Annotated in this window: 20 protein-coding genes and 1 riboswitch; of the genes, 5 read left to right on the plus strand and 15 right to left on the minus strand. The window is 66.6% G+C overall.

What is annotated here, in order from left to right; genetic code table 11:
- The first annotated feature begins 21 nt into the window (after positions 1–21).
- Positions 22–1,308: a glycosyltransferase 87 family protein gene (locus tag JVX90_RS10360; RefSeq protein ID WP_205328715.1), complete on the plus strand. Its 1,287-nt coding sequence runs from the start codon at positions 22–24 to the stop codon at positions 1,306–1,308.
- A gap of 30 nt (positions 1,309–1,338) precedes the next feature.
- Here the strand turns inward: JVX90_RS10360 and JVX90_RS10365 are convergent, their stop codons facing one another.
- The 6 genes from JVX90_RS10365 to JVX90_RS10390 form a co-directional block, all read right to left on the minus strand.
- The gene (locus JVX90_RS10365) at positions 1,339–2,064 is read right to left on the minus strand and encodes a lysophospholipid acyltransferase family protein (RefSeq protein ID WP_205332377.1); all 726 of its coding nucleotides are present in this window, start codon (positions 2,062–2,064) and stop codon (positions 1,339–1,341) included.
- 58 nt (positions 2,065–2,122) lie between these two features.
- A complete protein-coding gene (locus JVX90_RS10370) occupies positions 2,123–3,097 on the minus strand; it encodes an ROK family protein (RefSeq protein WP_205328716.1) in 975 nt (324 codons plus the stop codon).
- Between the two features lie 5 nt (positions 3,098–3,102).
- Positions 3,103–3,456, minus strand: coding sequence for a hypothetical protein (locus JVX90_RS10375; protein WP_205328717.1), 354 nt, complete (start codon positions 3,454–3,456; stop codon positions 3,103–3,105).
- 99 nt (positions 3,457–3,555) lie between these two features.
- A complete protein-coding gene (locus JVX90_RS10380) occupies positions 3,556–4,767 on the minus strand; it encodes an ArsA family ATPase (protein ID WP_205332378.1) in 1,212 nt (403 codons plus the stop codon).
- A gap of 20 nt (positions 4,768–4,787) precedes the next feature.
- Positions 4,788–5,225 carry an SRPBCC family protein gene (locus tag JVX90_RS10385; protein ID WP_205328718.1) on the minus strand — a complete coding sequence of 146 codons (438 nt, stop codon included), beginning with the start codon at positions 5,223–5,225 and terminating at the stop codon, positions 4,788–4,790.
- Positions 5,222–5,629 carry a hypothetical protein gene (locus JVX90_RS10390; RefSeq protein ID WP_205328719.1) on the minus strand — a complete coding sequence of 136 codons (408 nt, stop codon included), beginning with the start codon at positions 5,627–5,629 and terminating at the stop codon, positions 5,222–5,224. The genes JVX90_RS10385 and JVX90_RS10390 overlap by 4 nt, the downstream gene beginning before the upstream one ends.
- A 133-nt stretch (positions 5,630–5,762) precedes the next feature.
- Between JVX90_RS10390 and JVX90_RS10395 the strand changes: the two genes are divergently transcribed.
- Positions 5,763–7,568, plus strand: coding sequence for a long-chain fatty acid--CoA ligase (locus JVX90_RS10395; RefSeq protein ID WP_205328720.1), 1,806 nt, complete (start codon positions 5,763–5,765; stop codon positions 7,566–7,568).
- Between the two features lie 70 nt (positions 7,569–7,638).
- On the opposite strand, the gene JVX90_RS10400 is transcribed toward JVX90_RS10395, so the two are convergent.
- The 5 genes from JVX90_RS10400 to JVX90_RS10420 form a co-directional block, all read right to left on the minus strand.
- Entirely contained in the window at positions 7,639–8,757 is a 1,119-nt protein-coding gene (locus JVX90_RS10400; protein WP_205328721.1) for a glycosyltransferase family 4 protein, read from the minus strand.
- Positions 8,757–10,169, minus strand: a complete 1,413-nt coding sequence (locus tag JVX90_RS10405) for a peptidase MA family metallohydrolase (RefSeq protein ID WP_205328722.1) — start codon at positions 10,167–10,169, stop codon at positions 8,757–8,759. The genes JVX90_RS10400 and JVX90_RS10405 overlap by 1 nt, the downstream gene beginning before the upstream one ends.
- Positions 10,170–11,261 carry a C40 family peptidase gene (locus JVX90_RS10410; RefSeq protein WP_205328723.1) on the minus strand — a complete coding sequence of 364 codons (1,092 nt, stop codon included), beginning with the start codon at positions 11,259–11,261 and terminating at the stop codon, positions 10,170–10,172.
- A 50-nt stretch (positions 11,262–11,311) separates the two neighbouring features.
- A complete protein-coding gene (locus JVX90_RS10415) occupies positions 11,312–11,887 on the minus strand; it encodes an NlpC/P60 family protein (RefSeq protein WP_205328724.1) in 576 nt (191 codons plus the stop codon).
- Positions 11,888–11,906: 19 nt separating this feature from the next.
- A riboswitch (cyclic di-AMP (ydaO/yuaA leader) is annotated at positions 11,907–12,101 on the minus strand.
- A 109-nt stretch (positions 12,102–12,210) separates the two neighbouring features.
- Positions 12,211–12,408: a hypothetical protein gene (locus tag JVX90_RS10420; protein ID WP_240193853.1), complete on the minus strand. Its 198-nt coding sequence runs from the start codon at positions 12,406–12,408 to the stop codon at positions 12,211–12,213.
- Positions 12,409–12,642: 234 nt separating this feature from the next.
- Between JVX90_RS10420 and JVX90_RS10425 the strand changes: the two genes are divergently transcribed.
- Entirely contained in the window at positions 12,643–14,436 is a 1,794-nt protein-coding gene (locus JVX90_RS10425) for a DEDD exonuclease domain-containing protein (RefSeq protein WP_205328726.1), read from the plus strand.
- A complete protein-coding gene (locus JVX90_RS10430; protein WP_008376797.1) occupies positions 14,433–14,711 on the plus strand; it encodes an Lrp/AsnC ligand binding domain-containing protein in 279 nt (92 codons plus the stop codon). Before JVX90_RS10425 ends, JVX90_RS10430 begins: the two co-directional genes overlap by 4 nt.
- A gap of 7 nt (positions 14,712–14,718) precedes the next feature.
- On the opposite strand, the gene JVX90_RS10435 is transcribed toward JVX90_RS10430, so the two are convergent.
- The 4 genes from JVX90_RS10435 to JVX90_RS10450 all read right to left on the minus strand — a co-directional run bounded on the left by JVX90_RS10435 (position 14,719) and on the right by JVX90_RS10450 (position 17,646).
- Positions 14,719–15,234 (minus strand): VOC family protein, encoded by a 516-nt coding sequence (locus JVX90_RS10435; RefSeq protein ID WP_205328727.1) that lies wholly within the window; start codon positions 15,232–15,234, stop codon positions 14,719–14,721.
- Positions 15,235–15,295: 61 nt separating this feature from the next.
- Positions 15,296–16,096 carry a helix-turn-helix transcriptional regulator gene (locus JVX90_RS10440; protein ID WP_205328728.1) on the minus strand — a complete coding sequence of 267 codons (801 nt, stop codon included), beginning with the start codon at positions 16,094–16,096 and terminating at the stop codon, positions 15,296–15,298.
- Positions 16,093–17,157 (minus strand): anthranilate phosphoribosyltransferase, encoded by a 1,065-nt coding sequence (trpD, locus tag JVX90_RS10445; protein WP_205332379.1) that lies wholly within the window; start codon positions 17,155–17,157, stop codon positions 16,093–16,095. The genes JVX90_RS10440 and trpD overlap by 4 nt, the downstream gene beginning before the upstream one ends.
- A 15-nt stretch (positions 17,158–17,172) precedes the next feature.
- Positions 17,173–17,646 carry a hypothetical protein gene (locus JVX90_RS10450; protein ID WP_205328729.1) on the minus strand — a complete coding sequence of 158 codons (474 nt, stop codon included), beginning with the start codon at positions 17,644–17,646 and terminating at the stop codon, positions 17,173–17,175.
- A gap of 155 nt (positions 17,647–17,801) precedes the next feature.
- Between JVX90_RS10450 and JVX90_RS10455 the strand changes: the two genes are divergently transcribed.
- Entirely contained in the window at positions 17,802–18,413 is a 612-nt protein-coding gene (locus tag JVX90_RS10455; protein ID WP_040519451.1) for a heme-copper oxidase subunit III, read from the plus strand.
- Positions 18,414–18,488: the final 75 nt, after the last annotated feature.

Here is an 18,488-nt window from a genome sequence, read left to right on the forward strand (position 1 = left end):
CGCAGCGGCCATAATCTCCCTATGTCCTCCTCGACCCGCGCCGCCGAGTCCACGCTGCGCCGTTGGCGGCCGGGCCCGGGGGGGTCGGCGCTGGCCGCTCTCGTGTTCATCGTGTCGTCGACGCTGCAGATCGCCGGCGTCCCGTTCACCTCGAGTTTCGGCACGCGGACCCGCTTCGACATGGACGTCTACCGCCTCGGCGGGCAGATGTGGCACCAGGGGTTCAGCCTGTACGCCGACGGCTCGTTGCCGTTCACCGAGGACGGGATCTGGCTGCCGTTCACCTATCCGCCGTTTGCGGCGCTGCTGTTCACACCGCTCGGCGCGATGTCGTTGGCGGTGACGAGCATCGGCGTCTCCGTCGTCACGGTGCTGCTGCTCGTGTATGTGACCAAGGTGACGTTCGACGTCCTCGGGGTCGGCGATCGTGCAAACCGGTGGCAGGCGGCATCGCTGCTGTCCGCTGTGACGGTGTGGTTCAACCCGTTCGGGATGACGCTGGGATTCGGGCAGATCAATCTGGTGCTGATGGCGGTGATCGTCGTCGACGTCTTCATCGTCGGACGCACCCCGGGCCCGTCGACCGCACTTCAGGGTGTGCTGACCGGCCTGGCCGCCGCCGTGAAGCTGACCCCGCTCGTGTTCCTCGGCGTCTTCCTGGCGGCCGGACGGGTCCGTGCGGCCGTGACCGGCGTCGTGACGTTCGTCGGCGCAGCCGCCATCGCCTGGGTGTGGATCCCCGACGACTCGAAGACGTACTGGACCGACACGGTGTTCCACACGGGGCGGATCGGCGAGCCCGAAGGTCGCATCAATCAGAACCTGAACGCGCTGTGGCTGCGCCTGTTCGACGACGGCGGATCGACGGCGTCGATCCTCTGGGTGCTGTCGAGCCTGCTGGTGACGGTGCCCGCCCTCCTCGCCGTCCTCGCGGCACGTCCACGCGAGGCGTTCTCCCCCGGCCCGATCGGCGGCCGGGTGAACGCAATGGTCGTCACATGCGCGATCGCGGTGTGGGGGCTGCTCGTCTCCCCGACCACCTGGGCTCATCACTGGGTCTGGTGTGTGCCCGCGATCCTGACGTGCCTGGTGTTCGTGTTCCGGGCCGATTCCGGTCGGGTGCGGGCGGTGTACGGGTCGTTGGCCGTGGTCGGAACGGTCGTCTTCGCGATGGGGCCGTTCCAGTTGCTTCCGCCGATCCAGGACGGCTGGGCGTGGTGGCAGCACATCGTCGGAAACGCGTACCCGCTCTGGGGCATCGCGCTGCTCATCGCCTTCTGGCGACTCCCGTACCGGCCCGCCTCGTGACTGCCGAAAGCGGTTCGCGGTCCCCAGCCGTCAGGCTGCGGGTTCGCCGCCGTCCATCAGTTCTTCGGCCTTCTTGTACGTGCCGTCGGAGTTCTTGAGCTTCGCGGCGTACACGTCCACGTACTGCTGCCCGGTCAGACGCATGAGCGCGTACATGATCTCGTCGGTCACGGCGCGTTCGATGAAACGATTGCCCGCCATGCCCTCGTAGCGTGAGAAGTCGAGGGGTTCGCCGACACGAACCGTGATGCGGGTGGGACGGGGAAGAATGGTCCCGGGCGGGTTGATTCGCTCGGTGCCGATCATCGCCACGGGGATGACGGGTTTTCCGGTCTCCAACGCCATGCGGGCGAGTCCGGTCTTGCCCTTGTAGAGGCGACCGTCGGGCGAGCGGGTCCCCTCGGGGTACAGACAGAGCAGACCGCCGGCGTCGAGGACACGCTTACCCGCGATCAGGGCGCCTGCAGCGGCGCTGGCTCCGGACCGGTCGATCGGAATCTGACCCGACGAGCTGAAGAACCACTTCTTGAACTTGCCTTTGACGCCGCCCTCGGTGAAGTACTCCGACTTCGCGAGGAAGAAGATGCGACGACGAACCATCAGCGGAAGGTAAAAGCTGTCGACGACGGCGAGGTGATTGGACGCGATCAGAGCAGCGCCCGACTTCGGGATGTTGTCGTGCCCCTCGACGGTGGGGCGACCCATGAGCCGCAGTCCCGGGCCCATGAGGATGTACTTGAAGATGAAGTACCACATGCTCGCGTCAAGTCCCTTCTCACGACTGCCGGTCGGCTCGTCGGTGCGTCGCCTCACTCTACTGGCTTGTGCGAAGTCCCTCGCGTGCTACTTGTGCGGCGCCGATCACTCCGGCCGACTCACCCAGCTGAGTTCCGCGGATCCGGGCGAGTTGTCGGTGACCCGCACCCGTCACCGACGTCGTGTACTGCTCGCGTGCGTCGTCGAGGAACAGACTGGAGGCCGCCCCGACGCCCCCGGCCAGGACGATCAGATCCGGGTCGAACACGTCGGCGATCATGCCCAGCCCAAGCCCGAGCCATCGCGCCAGGTCCGCGTATGCGGCCAGCGCGACGGGGTCGCCGTCGGCGGCGGCTGCCGCGACTCGCCGCCCGGTGAGCGAGCCGGGGTCGGCGTCCGACTCTGCGGCCAGCACGCTGCGCGGGAACCGTTGTGAGGCGAGTATCTCGACTGCTGTGTCGACGAGTGCCGTCCCGCTGCAGTATCGCTCCCAGCAGCCCTTCTTGCCGCAGCCGCACGGACGACCGTCGGGGACCACGGTGAGGTGACCGAGTTCGGGCGCCACACCGAAACTGCCTCGGTAGAGTTGTCCACCGAGGATCAGACCCGCCCCGATTCCGGTGCCGATCGCGAGGACGAGAGTGTTGTGTCCGCGGGCCGCGGCCCCGAAGTGGAGTTCGGCGACGGCTGCAGCGTTCGCGTCGTGCTCGGCGAACACCGGCATGCCGATCCGCCGTGACATGTCGGCCGCGACATCCGCTTCGATCCACGGCAGGTGAGGCGCGAACCGGACCGTCTTCCGGTCCGGGGTGAGAAACCCCGCGATGGCCAGTCCCACTGCTCCGACCGCCCACCTGTCACTGAGTTCAGCGACCAGCCGATCCAAACAGTGCTCAAGGGCCGACGCCGTGGACGGAGTCGCGGTGCGCAGGGTGTCCAGCATGCGGCCCGACGAGTCGACGACGCAGGCCCGGACGCTGGTGCCGCCGATGTCGATCCCCACGGTCAGGTCCGATCCCGCACTCGACGCCACTCTATCTACGCTCCGGAGTCCGAGATCCGGACCGGGATCGACTCGAAACCGCTGCTCGGCGCCGGCTGTCCGGCGGGTGCCGACCGGAGCGATTCGGCGATCGCTTCGAGGATCGCGATGACTGCGGAGAGGATTCGGGCGAGGAGATCGCCGAGCTCTGCGAGCAACGTCCCCAACTCGGCTGCGAGTTCGGGGATGGGCCCTGGAACGACACCGACGGCCGCGGCGGCAGCCGAGTGCCCTCCGCCGATGATGGCTGCCAACTGATCGATGTTCGAGACCAGTCCGAGCAGCATGTCCTGCACCGGATCGCCGCTCGGGGCGGCGCCGGCGCGGGTGTCGCGCTCGTTTGCAGGCATTGCTCGTGCACTCCTTCGGCGGGGTCCGACGCCCTGGTTGCCCGGCGTCGAGGGTGTGTGCGGATTCTACCGGGCGACGTCGAAGAACTTCCGTGTCGGTTACCTCGCGGGCCCGGATCCGCCGTCTCGTGCGGGCCACACTGCCGGATCGGGCGAAAAGGTCACGGTGATCCGGCCGGACTCCCATCCGGCGCCGGTCACGCGACATCGCCGCAGGACAGAGGGCAGTCGGACCGGATGACGGAAGCCGTCGATAGTGACGAGCAGGTCGTCGCCCGATCGACCGAGTTGGAGTCGATCCGGCCGCGGCAGACCTTGCCGCCACGTGAGTTCGAACACAGTGTCCACCCCGTCGCCGGACACCTTGGTGACTGTCAGTGCACCGCTGCCACGCGGTCGTCCGCTCGGCTTCTGCGCGTGCAGCGTGATCTTGCGGATGCGGGAGAGTCGATCGAGGACGCCGCCCGAGGACACTTCGTGGACGGTGACGGCATGATCGTCGCCGATGAGAGACCGAACGTGCTCGGCGACCGACGCCGTGGAGGCCGCGTCCTCACCGGCGTTGACAAGCACCGATCGCAGTGGGAGACCCGTGAGGTCGGCTACGGCGAGCTGATCGGCGGCGGCGCGGCGTCCACGGTCTCCGGCGTCGAGTACCAGGTGCGCCGACACCGAATGCGGATCGATGAGGAGCTCGGCGAGGTCTTGGCAGTCGCGGTCGATGCCCTCGACGGCGGCCGACAGCTGTGCAAGCGCAGGCTTCTCCGCGGCCTCCGCGAGGCGCGCATGCCTCGGCCACAACCGTTCCAGTGTCGTGGACAAGATGACTGGCGACCGCAGGAATGCGTGAGGATCACCGACACCGGAGAGGTCGACGACAACCCGACGCCACCGCCCGCTGGTTGCGGCGTCGCGGATCTGGCGGAGCAGCAGAAACTCCCCGATTCCCGGTAGCGCGACCATCTCCCCCGGTGCGATCGAGGACAGGGTCCCGACGATCGGCAGGAACGCGCGGGCGGCGCCGGCGGCCGTCAATGCCGCGGTGAAATCGGTCCACGCCTGTTCGACGACAGCCAACGGGTCCAGGTGCAGGAGGTCGGTGTCCGCAGTGATGGCCACGGGCTCGCCTGGTACTCGGAAGACCCCCAGCCGCTCGGGGAGGTACGACTGCCGATCAAGCGTGACCAGGAGAGTGTCGCGTTCGGCGCCGAGGGGCAGGACTCCGCGATGCTCGTGTGTCGACGCGTCGACGGTCAGTGCGGCCGCCGCGGCCACCACGGACACGCCTGATCCACCGGGTCCGAGCACCAGGTGGATGGGCGTCAGATCGATCAGTCTTCGACCCTCTTCTTGAGGTCGCTCAGCGCCGACGTGGTGATCGCCTTCTCAGCACGGCGCTTAAGCTGACTGATCATCGGGATCTTGAGGTCTACGGTGAGCGTGTACGTGACCTTCGTCGAACCCTCCACCTGCTGAGTGAGCAGGTATCGACCGCGTTGGTCGCGTTGAAGATCGCTGGAGACGAGACGCCACGACACCGACGACCCGTCGTCGGCCCATTCATAGCGCAGTTCGTAGGTGTCGGCGAGGACTCCCGCGTCGAGGACGAAGCGCACGTGAACACCGCGTCCGGCGGCGTCACGCTCAAGCACTGCGACCTCGCGTGCGGCGCCGACCCACGCCGGGTAATTCTCGAAGTCGGCGATCACAGCCATCACCGCGGCGACGTCGGCCGCGATGATCGTGGACTGCTCGGTGCTGTCGGTCATGCGACGCTCCCGCTGGTGGCGGGTCCACCGATCTCTCGGTCGGCCTCGAGGAGTTGCTTGACCTCGAAGGCCATCACCTTGCCCGCGACACGTCGCAGCCGGTTGAGCTCAGCGATCTCAGAGAGCCAAGCGTCGGGCTCCGTCGGCAGCGGTGCGACGGGTTCGGCGTGGAGGTAGTAGTGCAGGACGAAGCCGTCCATGCACTTCTCGTTCCATATCTCCATGGTTCCGGTCAGCGGGCCGGACACGCGCCAGCGGACACCTTCGTCGCCGCGGTCCTCGGCGACCTCCAACGTCAGATCCGGCCACCACCGCCGCCACCGGGCTCGATCGCCGACAACGGCTCCGGCCAGGGACGGGGCGGCAGCGACGAATGCCTCGTCAGCCACCTGAATGCTCGTCACCGAACCAGCATCACATACGTGTGTCGCACGGCAAAAGCCGCCTGGCACCGCGGGACCGCATCAGCGGGGATAGAATTACCGACCAGACCAATACGTCTTGTCACATTGTCCTGTTCTGAGAAGGTGTTTCTTGATGGCAGAGTGCCGCGTCCCCGCTGAATTCAACACTCCGAAGGAGCGGAACGCGTCCGACGTCCTCTTCGACATCGCAGCGGCCACCCCAGCGAAGACCGTCTTCCGCGTCCAGCAGGGCACGGAATGGCTTCCGGTCTCCGCGTCCGACGCCGCCGACCGTGTCCGGTCGCTCGCCAAGGGCTTCATCGCCTCCGGCATCAAGCCTGGCGACCGAGTCGCGCTGCTGTCCTCGACCCGTATCGAGTGGACCCTCATCGACTTCGCGATCTGGTCGGCAGGCGCAGTGCCCGTCCCGATCTACGATTCCTCCTCCGGCCCGCAGATCGACTGGATCATGCGCGACTCGGCGGCCGTCGCGATCATCGCCGAGACACCGTCGCACCGCGCCACCGTCGACGCCGTCGAGTCGATCACCGATGCCGTCGCCGTGTACCAGATCGACGACGACCCGGGTAAGGGCATCGTCGAACTGTTCGCCGAACTCGGCAAGGACGTGACCGACGCCGAACTCGACGAGCGTCGTCGCCACCTCACCGCCGCCGATCCGGCGACCCTGATCTACACCTCGGGCACCACCGGACGTCCCAAGGGCTGCATGCTGACGCACGCGAACATGCTCGGCGAGATCGGTGGCGTGCTCGAGACCTCACTGAGCACACTCCTCGGCGACGGCAAACGCCTCCTCTTGTTTTTGCCGATGGCCCACGTCTTGGCCCGCGCGATCAATCTCGTCGCGATCGAGGCGGGCGTCGAAGTCGGCTACACGAACAACATCAAGGACCTGCTCCCGACCTTCGCCCAGTTCCGGCCGTCGCTGATCCTGTCGGTTCCGCGCGTGTTCGAGAAGGTCTTCAACTCGGCACGTCAGGGCGCCCACGACGGCGGCAAGGGCAAGATCTTCGATCTCGCAGCCGACACCGCGGTCGAGTACTCCAAGGCGGTTCAGTCCGGCGTGAAGCCCGGACTGGTTCTGCGAGGCAAGCACGCGCTCTTCGACAAGCTCGTCTACGCGAAGCTGCGTTCTGCGCTCGGCAGCCAATGTGAGATGGCGATCTCGGGCGGCGGGCCTCTCGGCCCGTACCTCGGCCACTTCTTCAGCGGTGCGGGTATTCCCGTATACGAGGGCTATGGCCTCACCGAGACCACCGCCGCCGTGTGTGTGAACACGCCTGGCCGAGTCCGCGTCGGCACCGTCGGTCGCCCGATTCCCGGCAACGGCGTCCGGATCGCCGACGACGGAGAGATTCTGCTCGCCGGTGAGGTCGTCTTCGCCGGCTACTGGCAGAACGAAGAGGCCACCGCGAACGCCATCGTCGACGGCTGGTTCCACACGGGTGACATCGGCAGCCTCGACGAGGACGGTTACCTACGGATCACCGGCCGAAAGAAGGAGATCATCGTGACGGCGGGCGGCAAGAACGTCTCCCCCGGCCCGATGGAGGACATCATGCGCACGCATGCGCTCGTGTCGCAGGCCATGGTCGTCGGCGATCAGCGTCCGTTCGTGTCGACCTTGATCACGATCGACCCGGAGGCCTTCGAGGGCTGGAAGACCCGGAACGGCAAGGACGCGGGCGCCACCGTCGCAGACCTGGCGACCGACCCCGACCTGCGTGCCGAAGTACAGCAGGCGGTCGACCAGGCCAACGAGAGTGTCTCTCGCGCCGAGGCGATCAAGAAGTTCCGCATCCTGCCCTCGGACTTCACCGAGGAGACCGGTGAACTCACGCCGACCCTCAAGGTGAAGCGCAACGTGGTCGCCGAGAAGTTCGCGGCCGACATCGAGGCTCTGTACAAGAAGTAGCCGCACGAACGATGCCCCGCACACACGAGCGTGCGGGGCATCGTTGTAGTTCGTGCGAGATTCGCCTGTGTCAGAGAAGACGCATGAGGCGGGCGGCCTGCTGCCGCCACTGCCAGTTGTCGACCGCCCAGGCCCGGCCTGCTCGCCCCATCGACTCCGCGAGTGCGGAGTCGGTCAAGATGGCGGTGATCGCTCCGGCGACCCGATCGTGGTCCCGGCCGTCGACGACGGTGCCGGTCTCACCTTCGCGGACCGTCTCCGGCGCACCGCCCGAGTCTCCTGCGACGACGGGCACTCCGCTTGCGGACGCCTCGAGGAACACGATCCCCAGTCCTTCGACGTCGAGCCCGCGTCCACGCGTGCGGGTGGGCATCGCGAACACGTCGGCCATCGCGTGATGCTTGGGGAGTTCGTCGGCGGGCACCGAACCGGTGAACATCACCGACTCGGTGACGCCGACCGAGACTGTGAGCTCTCTCAGGTGGTCGCCGTAAGGACCACCACCGACGATGACCAGCCGGGCGTCCGGCACCGACGCCAAGACCTTCGGCCAGGCCTCGATGAGTACGTCCTGGCCCTTCCGTGGGACGAGCCTGGACAGGCAGAGGACAACCGGCGCATCGCCGAGACCGTATCGTCCACGGAGTTCGCCGCGAGCAGCGGCGTCTGGCGCGAAGCGATCGACGTCAACACCGCAGGGCACGTACTCGAGAGCCGCGTGCCGCCCGAACGCCGCGGCGAACCGCCCTCGCGTGTAGCGGCTGACGTAGGTGACCACATCGGTGTTGGTGCCGATGTACCGCAGGACCTGCCGAGATCCCGGCAGCATCGACCAACCCACTTCGTGACCGTGTGTGCTCGCAACGACCCGGGCGGCTCCGGCGCGACGCATGTGCGGGCCGAGGACCGCCAACGGTGCGGCCGCGCCGAACCACACGGTGTGCACGTTGTTGTCGCGGACGAGTCGGGCAGCTTTCCGCGCCACGAAGGGCGTCGGGATCATGAGCGTCGTGCGGTGTCGAACGATCCGGTACGGGGCAGCGGCATCGTACTCTTCGCATCCCTTCCATTTCGGCGCGTAGACGATCACGTCCTCCGGAGGCAAGAACTGGAGAAGGCTCTCGAGGTACGACTGGATTCCGCCGGGTCGCGGTGGAAAGTCGTTGGTGACGAGCAGGGTCCGTTCCATCAGCGGATCTGCTCTCGCAGCCAGCTCTGCCACTGCTTGATCAACGCGGCCTTGTCCCTGCCCAGTGCGGCGGTGATGGCCGCGTCCTGCGTCGGCGAGTCGCCGCCCTTGGCGACCAGGGTGTACAGCGCCTTCAACTTGTCCTCGCCGTACTTGTCGGCGACGAACGCGGCGAACGACCATGCGCTCTGGTAGGCCACACGGGCGGCGTCGCTGTCGACCGCGAAGGCGGAGTCTGCGGGCAAGGTCTTCGGAAGGTCTCCTCCGGCGACGGCGGCTGCGAGATCAGGTGCGGCGTCGATGAACTCGCGATAGGTGCCGCGACGGCCCACATACTCCGGCACTCCTTCGGTGAGCCACAGCGGCGCATTCTCCGCTGTGATCAGCCGAGTTGCGACGTGCATCAGCTCGTGCCGCAACACCACTGCGAGGGCAGGCCCGGACAGGGACGCGGCGTTGGGCGAGAGCACGATCCGCTGGCCGATCACCTTCTTGTCCTGCTTGTCGATGCGGGAGAACACCGTCGCCGCCGCGGCGGTCCTCGTCTCAGCCGACTGCGTACGGGTGAGACCTGCGAACTCGTCCGGGCCGCCGGTGGCGACGACTGCGGCGCGGCGCGGCCAGTCCTCGCCCCAGAACTCGTCGACGGCCGTGACCGCGGCGGGCAGCGCCTTGGCGACCGCGGCGGTGGTCGACTCGGTCTTCGGGTACGACAGGACTGTGGATGATCCTCCCGCGGTCTTCACATCGATCGCGGCCAATCCACCGAACTCCCAGGGACCGACCTCTGCCGGACCCGCCGTCTTGATCGTTGTCGGAGTCGGATCAGGTGCCAGGGTGCCGTCTCCGACGATCTTCCAGTCGTCGTCATAACGTGCGAACGACATCGTCTCGGTGAGCGTGACCACCGGTTCGTCGAGTCCGGGCGTCCGGGCGCCGCCAAGAGCGTACGACAGCTCGACCGGGCTCACCCAGGTGTCGGTGCTGCCCTGCTCCTCGAGACGTGACACCCATTGCTCGCCGAGAAGCCGTTCGGCACCGGTGCTCGGCGCGAGGCGGTAGCTGAACGTCGACGCGGAGAGTGGCCCGCCACGCGTCCCGCGGTCCCCCTTCGCCGCGAACGACGCGGCGATCGTGTGCATACGGGCGCGGAAGGCCGCGGGCGCGGACCTGTCGATGAGCGCGTCGAGCCCGGCGACGTCACCGGTCTTGAGGACCGACGACAGTTGGTCGAGCAGCGCTGTCACACCATCTGATCGCTGTTGTTCGAATGGGTTCAGCGGGGTCGTCGACACCGACCCGGACGGCGCGATCGTGTCGTCGGATCGACTCGAGCAGCTCGTCAGGGCACTGACGGAGACCGTCGCGACCACCAGAACGGCAAGCGCGGTCAGGCCGCGGTGCGAGCTCACTCAGTACCGTCGCGCAGCGTTGTACGGTCCGGCCTTGTCGATCGGGACGACGGCCACGGGGACTCCGAATGTGGAGGCGTGGACGACGAATCCGTCACCGACGTACATGCCCACATGGGAAGCACTGGAGTAGTAGATGATCAGGTCACCCGGCTTGAGGTCCTTGCGCTCGACCGGGGTGCCGCCTGCGAGTTGAGCTTCGCTGGTACGCGGTATCGTCCGTTTGGCCTGCTTGTACGCCCACAGCATCAGACCTGAGCAGTCGAACTGGTGCGGGCCGACCGCGCCCCACACGTAGGGGTCACCGATCCGGGAGATCGCCGCCTGCACGGCAACGAGTGCCGGAGAGGTGCCCTTGGGGACGGCTCTCGCGTCGAACTCGTACCGAGGTCCGCGAAGCGCGGCGAGTTGCTTGCCGGTGAGCGACTTGTAGATCGCCCGGATCTGCACCGCTTCGAGCTGAAGGTCGGCCTGTTTGGCCTGCAGGTCCCCGCGATGACGTTCGGCCTCCGCGACGGCGGCGCGCGCTGCGGCGGCGGCTGCGTCGGCGTCCGAGCGTGCCTGGCGCGTCTGCTTGGCGACGTCTGTGGCCACGCGGAGATCGGTCGCCGTCTGTCGGGACATGATCTCCAGGCCCGACATGTTGTCGAGGAGGTTCTGCGGCGAGTCGCTCACGAGCATGGCGTAGAGGCGATTGACGCGCGCGCCCCGGTAACTCGCTCGAGCGAGCGCGTCCACCTTGACCTGCGCGGCGTCCATCTCCTTCTGCATGGAGTCGAGCTTCTTCGTCGCCGCGGCCGATACACGGCGTTCCCTGACGACGGTCTTGCGCTGCTTGTTGTACTCGACCTGGGCCGAGTTCATCGACTCGGCAGTCCGCTCGGCGTCTTTCGACAGCTCGCGGTACCTGGTCAGGATCTGGTCGGCGCTGCGCACGGGATCCGCAACTGCGACCGGCGGTGCGGGCAGCAGTGCGGCGGTGGCGACGACGACACTCCCGAGCACGGCGGCACGCGTAGTCCGACGTCGCCGGTCACGGTTTATCTGATACACCACATGATCCTTCATACCGTTCGAGCGGGCCGGGTGCACACATGTGCACCTGACCCGCTCGGAACTTCAGTTCGTCGGCGTTGTCACGCTCAGTAGCGACGGATCGCTGCGAGGTTCCAGGCCTTGACCTTGGCGCGCTGCACAGGCACACCCTCGGTGGACGAGTGGATGAAGACGCCGTTGCCCTCGTAGATGCCTGCGTGTCCGCCACCGTTGAAGATAAGGATGTCGCCGGGCTTCGCCTGAGCCAGCGATGCGACGGGGGTGCCGCCGCCCATCTGGCCGTAGCTGTCACGCGGGATGATCTTGCCGGCCTGCTTGAAGGCCCACGAGGTGAGTCCCGAGCAGTCGAAAGCGTTGGGGCCTGCAGCACCGTAGACGTACGGCGAGCCGATCTTCGATGCAGCAGCCTTCACCGCCTTCTTGGCGCGGACTTCCTGCGGGCTGCCGAAGTTGCCGTCGAGCTTCGGGGCCTTCAGGTTGCCGGGAAGCAGGTTGTCCGGAACGTCGAACGTGCCGACATTCGGGATCTTGAGCGGTGCGGCATCTGCCGGTGCGGCTGCCAGCGCAAGCGATCCGCCGAGGGCGATCGAGCCTGCGACCACAGCAGTCGTGGCGGCCTTGAAGGCGCCAGTCTGGGGCTTGTCCAAACGGTGTTTAGCCACTGAACTACGTACTCCTTGTTGTTTCTCCCTGACCGCTGACCGGGTTAGCTGTCGGGTTCGGGCCGGAAGAGATGGCCCTACGCGATCTCGAACCTGGTGGGTTCGGACCGCGATTCACCCCAATTCTCTTCAGTGCGTCTGCACGCACCGACGAGAAGGAAGTGGTTCCCCGGTTCACTCCCGGAGGGTGGGAGCGATTAAGCGGTGACTTTCCAGCGGATGTCACTGGTGGGGGATCACCCTGATTGGAAAGTCTCGAAAAGATTACGAAACCCCGACACCGATGTCCACCAGCCCCGGCACAGATCCGACTCGAAGCGTTGTCAGACTGCCCGCAGCCACCCCACACCCACCCCCTCGATAACGCCCTGACCTGCGCCGACTCCCTCAAGGGCCGCATGTGCAGTTTGCGTCGAAATCATGTCTGTGGCGACGAACACATCAACCGCAGCAAACATTTCACTTGACTCCCGATCTGTTACATACCCGCTGGTAACAGGGCTGAACAGCACCTGCATCATGCAGTCGCCACACTCACGGCTACGTGCAGGGCATGTTGCGCAGTCGATCAACACTGTGATCCGCCTCTCATTCTGGGACAGGGGCGTGTTCCGAGTCGTCGTCGGGGCGTCCGACGCGGCTTCTCTCGTCACGCAACTGTCGATGTGGTGTGGAGACTACGAGTCGCCTACGACAATCTCGGCCCGCGACTTGGACGATCGAGTTTGTCGGAGGTGCGCCGTAGCGTCCCGCCCATGACCACCGGCCAACTGTCGTTCGCGGACATCGACCATGACGAGTTCGCCGACCGCTCCCTGTTCGATACGACCCTCGTCGTCGTCGACCTCGAGACGACGGGCGGCAGTTCGGACACCGATGCGATCACCGAGATCGGTGCGGTCAAGATCCGCGGCGGTGAGGTGCTGGGCGAGTTCGCGACACTCGTCGACCCCGGTCGCGAGATTCCACCGCAGATCGTCGCGCTCACGGGCATCACCACCGCGATGACGTACGACGCTCCTCCCATAGAAGAAGTACTGCCCGCGTTCGCCGAGTTCGCCCGCGGAGCGATCCTCGTCGCACACAACGCACGGTTCGACACCGCATTTCTCCGGAAGTCCGCCGCACGGATGAATCTTCCGTGGCCGTTCACGACATCGTTGTGCACCGTCGCGATGGCTCGCCGAATCCTCACTCGCGAAGAGGCGCCGAGTGTGAAGCTGTCGGCACTCGCCGATCTCTTCAACGTGTCGGTGCGCCCCACTCACCGCGCCCTCGACGACGCCCGTGCCACCGTCGACGTGTTTCACCGACTCCTCGAGAGAGTCGGCAACCGAGGCGTGCACACGTACCAGGACCTCGTCGACTATCTGCCCAGGGCGACGCCCGCGATGCGCGCCAAACGCGGGTTGGCCGCCGGACTCCCCCACGCGCCGGGCGTGTACCTGTTCCGGGGGCCGGGTGACGAGGTGCTGTACGTGGGGACTGCGGTAGATCTCCGCCGCCGCGTAGGTCAGTACTTCTCCGGGTCCGACTCACGGGCCCGGATGACGGAGATGGTGGCGCTGGCGACACGCGTCGACCACGTGGTGTGCGCGCACGGCCTCGAAGCGGGCGTACGCGAACTGACACTGCTCGCGGCCCACAAGCCCGCGTACAACCGCCGATCCCGCAATCCGCATCGTGGATGGTGGATCACACTCACACACGAGCGCTTCCCCCGCCTGACAGTCGGCCGGACTCCGTCCGCCGACTCGATCGGCCCGATAGCGGGGCGGGCGACCGCTGCCGATGTCGCCGATGTGATCAGCGCAGCGGCCGGACTGCGCACCTGCACCCAGAACCTCAAACGCGCCGACCACCACTACTGCCCCGGCGCGGGGCCTGCGGACTCACGACCGGATCCGCTCGTCGCTCATCGACCGGATCTGTGCCATGCCGCGAGTGATCGTCCGCAGACACTCCCGGACTACCTGTGTCGCGCCGAGGCCGCACGCGCCCTGATGGCGGGCGAGTCGGACGAATTGCTCACCGACCTTCAACGCAGGCTCGCACGGTTGTCTGAACTCCGCCGGTTCGAGTCAGCGGCGCGCGCCCGCGACCGGCTCGCGTCGACAATCGAGTCGTTGGCTCGATGCCAACGGCTGACAGCGGTCGCGGGGATCGCGGAGATCGTCGTCGCACGACCGGACGACGCGGGTGGGTGGAACTTCAGTGTGATCCGGCACGGCAGGCTCTCCGGAGCTGCGCACGCCGCCCGCGGCGTGGCACCGATGCCGGTTGTCGAGACCATGCTGGCGAGTGCCTCCACCGTCCTTCCGCCGGGGGACGACGGTCCCCTCGCGGGTGCCCCGGCGGAAGAGGTCGCACTGATCGAGCGCTGGATGAACGAGAGCGGCACCCGACTGGTGTCGTCCACCGACTCCCTGTCGCTGCCGATCGGATCGGCCCAGCGATGGACCGGCTTCGCCAGAACCGCTCGGCTGGCCCGAGACGGCGCGGACGTCGGCGGCCCGGCCGACGACCGCGGTACTAAGGTGAAGCCATGATCACCGCCATCGTTCTCATCGGGGCCGACATCCATCAGATTCCGGAGACCGCTCAGGCGGTCGCGAACATCCCCGGAGTCACCGAGGTCTACTCGTGCGCCGGCGACGTCGACCTGATCGCCAAGGTGCGCGTCCGCAGCCATGACGAGATCGCAGATGTGGTGACGGCGAAGATCAACCGCCTGCCGGGTGTGGTGTCGAGTGCAACTCACATCGCCTTCCGCAGCTACGCGAGCGCCGAGGTCGACGGCGGCTTCTCCATCGGCGAGGCGTAGGGCTCGCTCATTCCGTCAGTGCGGCCGCCCACTCCGCGACCCGTTGGGCACTCTCCTCGTCACTGAGGTCGACCGTGCGGGTCATGACTGACCACCGGATCCCGTACGGGTCGCGGATGCTCGCGTACCGGTCTCCCGACGCGAACTGGCTCGTCGGCTCTCGGAGCACCGATCCTTCGGCGACCGCACGCTCGACCGTGGTGTCGACATCGGTCACGTAGACGGCCAGCGAGAAGCAGGCGTCGTCGCCTGACGGCCCCGACACCAGACGGTATTCCGGGTTCACCTCGCCGAGTTGGAGGCGCCCCACACCAAAGTCGAGGTCGGCGTGCACCACCACACCGCCGTACTCGTTCGACGAGATGAGCCTCGCACCGAAGACCCGTCGGTAAAAGGTGATGGCCGAGGCCGCGTCGGTCACGGCGACGAACGGAGTCAACGAGGTGGATCCGTGCGGTCGACCGTCGCTCGTGTGGTCGCCGGTCACGGCTGCGGTGGACTGGGACCTGATGTTCTGCGTCATGCTGTCGACCCTACGAATTGCAGGCACTGTGCAGCTTGTCGATTCGCGACAGATTCGACCCTCAGTCCTTCGAGGCGTCGGCCCGATAGGCGCTCGGCGTGAATCCGAGGACTCGTGAGAACTCCCGGGTCAGATGAGCGTGGTCGGTGAACCCGGTGTCGGCGGCGATCTCAGCCAGTGACGACTGATCGTTCCGAACTCTCTCGGCCGCCTCATGGAGGCGTCGACGCCTGATCAACGTGAGAGGCGTCAGGCCCGTGTATCGCAGCGTCAACCGCTGCACCGTCCTGGCACTCACTCCGACGGCGGCGCCGACCTGCTCGACCGTCACGATCGTGGCATCGCCTTCGATCAGCGTGACGATCCGGTCCGCCAGTACTGCATCCGGGCCGGGCACCGGAGCGTCGGAGCACAGGGCATCGCTGAATGCGGCGGCCGCCGCCACCGGATCGCGAGACTCTCGCATGATCGTCCGCACCGGGTCTGAAACGACGTCGAGGCGTCTGGTGACCACCTCGTCGACCAGAGTCGCGGGCTCAACTGCTAGCCAGTCGACCGCCGCAGGCCGCATCAGCCCGCCGACCGCCCATCCCGAACCGGTCAGGACTCGCGTGGACAACCTCGTGGTCGCCCCGGACACCGACACCGTCATCGGCTCGACGACGATGTTGAGCGCGGGAAACCCGATGACGTCCTGCGCCGACTCGGCGCCGTCGGGCAGATTCCACTGTGAGATCCAGAACCATCGCACCCACTGCGCTGCCCGTCCGGTCGCGGGAACCCGGTCGAACTGCGGGAGGCGGTCCGGTCGCAGGACGCCCCGCGACGAGGGCTCGGGCGACGGAGAGTCGGGCGACGTCAAGCCAGTGACGTGCTGATCGTCGCCCACTGATCGAGCAGCCGCGCCGCGGCCCCGGAGTCGAGAACGTCGTCGACCCTGGCTTGTGCACTGCGCAGTGCCGACACCAGGCTCGCGTCGTCGAACAGCGTTGTCTGTTCGTATGCGACGATCGCGGCCGCGGCGTTCAAGGTCACCGCGTCCCGCACCGGGCCGCGCACACCTGCGAACAGGTCACGAGCGATCCCGGCGTTCACAACGGCGTCGCCGCCCTGCAGAGCAGACAGGTCCACGAGCTCGATGTCGAGGTCGCGCGGATCGAGGGCCAAACGATTCACTCGGCCGTCGAGAACCTGCCACACCGTGGACGTAGTGGTGGTCGTCAGTTCATCGAGGCCGTCGTCGCCCCGAACCACGAGGGTCCGGTTTCCGCGGCCGGCGAACGCCTCTGCAAGCACCGGAGCCAGGTCTTCGAAAGCGCAGCCGATGAGACCAGCCGTCGGGCCTGCCGGGTTCGTCAACGGGCCGAGCACGTTGAACACCGTTGGAATGCCGATCTCCTTGCGCGGCGGTCCGGTGAATCGGAACGCGGGATGAAAGACCGGAGCGAAACAGAAGCCGATTCCGACTTCTTCCAGACAAGAGCTCACCGCGTCGGGCCCGAGGGTGATGGCGACACCGAGGGCTTCGAGAACGTCCGCCCCTCCGCTCTTGGACGACGCCGCACGATTCCCGTGCTTCACCACGCGAACTCCCGCGGCCGCCACGACGACCGACGTCATCGTCGAGATGTTCACCGTGTGCGAACGGTCGCCACCGGTACCGACTATGTCGACGGCGTCGCCGTCGAAGTCGATGCGGTTGGCGAGCGACAGCATCGTGTCGGAGAGCCCGAGCAGCTCGTCTGAAGCGACACCCTTCATCTTGAGGCCGACGCCGAACGCCGCGATCTGCGCCCCGGTCGCCGAATCGGACATGATCTCGCGCATGGCCCACGACGCCTCGGCCACGGTCAAGTCGACGCCGTCGGTCGCCTTCCCGAGGATCTGCGGCCAGGTGTGCGTCGGTGTGCTGTATTCGGGCATGCTCACCGCTCCACCCTATCGACGCGCGTCACTTGACGACGCGGGCGGGACGTCCAGCAACGCCCACCCGAGAACACGACCACCGCTGCGGGACGCAAGACTCGCGATCCGCGCTCGTTCCTGCGACGCGGTCCGCGCGTCGACCGATTGCACCCGGACAAGAGCCAGGAGCACACCGCCGTCGAACGCCCCTGGGTCGTCGGGCAGCGGCTGACCTTCTGAGTAGCCTTCCAATCCAGCCGATGCCGCCGCGTCGTCGAGCGCACTCTCGGGAAGTTCGAGAAGATGCCGCAGAACGACCTTCCGATCGGAATCGAAGCCCGCATCCGACAAGACCGCCGACGACGCCACCGCGTCGTCGTCCGCTCGGACGATCACCGCCAGGTCGTCGTCGTCGACACTCGGCACACGGACCGCGCGGCTCCCCGAGCCGAAGAGCCTGCCGAGTCTGCTGCGAAGTCCGGACGCTCCCGGAGTGTCACTCGTCATGTCTCGACATAACCAGATCCGCCCAGGTACGCGCACCTCGGGAGACACGCCGAGACGACGCGCCACGATCGTTCTACCTGCAGTGCAGAGAAGTCCGGCCCCAATTTCCCTACCCAGGTGGAAATCGCTTACTACGAACCGTCATACTTCATGTTGTGACTAGCGCTGTGGGTAACTCCGGAACCGCCATCACCTCACGCGTGCACTCGCTGAACCGTCCGAACATGGTCAGCGTCGGCACCATCGTGTGGTTGTCGAGCGAGTTGATGTTCTTCGCCGGCCTGTTCGCGATGTATTTCGTCGCGCGGGCCAACGCTGCCGACGGCTGGCCTCAGCCGCCTGCTCACCTGAATTTGGCACTCGCCGTGCCGGTGACGCTCGTGCTGATCCTCAGCTCGGTCACCTGCCAGTACGGCGTGTTCGCGGCCGAGAAGGGTGACGTGTACGGCCTTCGCCGCTGGTACACGCTCACACTCGCGATGGGCGCGTTCTTCGTGGCAGGTCAGGCGTACGAGTACTACACGCTCGTCGGTGAGGGACTGACCCTCTCGTCGAACGCGTACGGCTCGGTCTTCTACATGGCTACCGGGTTCCACGGCATGCACGTCATCGGCGGTCTCATCGCCTTCGTGTACCTGCTGATCCGCACCCGCATGTCGAAGTTCACGCCCGCGCAGGCGACCGCTGCGATCGTCGTGTCGTACTACTGGCACTTCGTCGACGTCGTGTGGATCGCCCTCTTCGTAGTCATCTACTTCATCCGGTAGTCCCGGCGATCCTTGAAGAACCGATCAGCCCCGGTTCACCAGAAACCAGTCCAACCGCTTAGTAGAGAGTCACCG

Source organism: Gordonia sp. PDNC005 (assembly GCF_016919385.1).
In the GTDB taxonomy this organism is placed as follows: Bacteria; Actinomycetota; Actinomycetes; order Mycobacteriales; family Mycobacteriaceae; genus Gordonia.

Excerpts from the sequence above, each read along its gene's own strand:
- JVX90_RS10360 (WP_205328715.1), top strand. The coding sequence starts at position 22 with ATGTCCTCCTCGACCCGCGCCGCCGAGTCCACGCTGCGCCGTTGGCGG.
- JVX90_RS10365 (WP_205332377.1), bottom strand. The coding sequence starts at position 2,064 with ATGTGGTACTTCATCTTCAAGTACATCCTCATGGGCCCGGGACTGCGG.
- JVX90_RS10375 (WP_205328717.1), bottom strand. The coding sequence starts at position 3,456 with ATGCCTGCAAACGAGCGCGACACCCGCGCCGGCGCCGCCCCGAGCGGC.
- JVX90_RS10385 (WP_205328718.1), bottom strand. The coding sequence starts at position 5,225 with ATGACCGACAGCACCGAGCAGTCCACGATCATCGCGGCCGACGTCGCC.
- JVX90_RS10395 (WP_205328720.1), top strand. The coding sequence starts at position 5,763 with ATGGCAGAGTGCCGCGTCCCCGCTGAATTCAACACTCCGAAGGAGCGG.
- JVX90_RS10400 (WP_205328721.1), bottom strand. The coding sequence starts at position 8,757 with ATGGAACGGACCCTGCTCGTCACCAACGACTTTCCACCGCGACCCGGC.
- JVX90_RS10420 (WP_240193853.1), bottom strand. The coding sequence starts at position 12,408 with ATGATGCAGGTGCTGTTCAGCCCTGTTACCAGCGGGTATGTAACAGAT.
- JVX90_RS10425 (WP_205328726.1), top strand. The coding sequence starts at position 12,643 with ATGACCACCGGCCAACTGTCGTTCGCGGACATCGACCATGACGAGTTC.
- JVX90_RS10430 (WP_008376797.1), top strand. The coding sequence starts at position 14,433 with ATGATCACCGCCATCGTTCTCATCGGGGCCGACATCCATCAGATTCCG.
- JVX90_RS10435 (WP_205328727.1), bottom strand. The coding sequence starts at position 15,234 with ATGACGCAGAACATCAGGTCCCAGTCCACCGCAGCCGTGACCGGCGAC.
- trpD (WP_205332379.1), bottom strand. The coding sequence starts at position 17,157 with ATGCCCGAATACAGCACACCGACGCACACCTGGCCGCAGATCCTCGGG.
- JVX90_RS10450 (WP_205328729.1), bottom strand. The coding sequence starts at position 17,646 with ATGACGAGTGACACTCCGGGAGCGTCCGGACTTCGCAGCAGACTCGGC.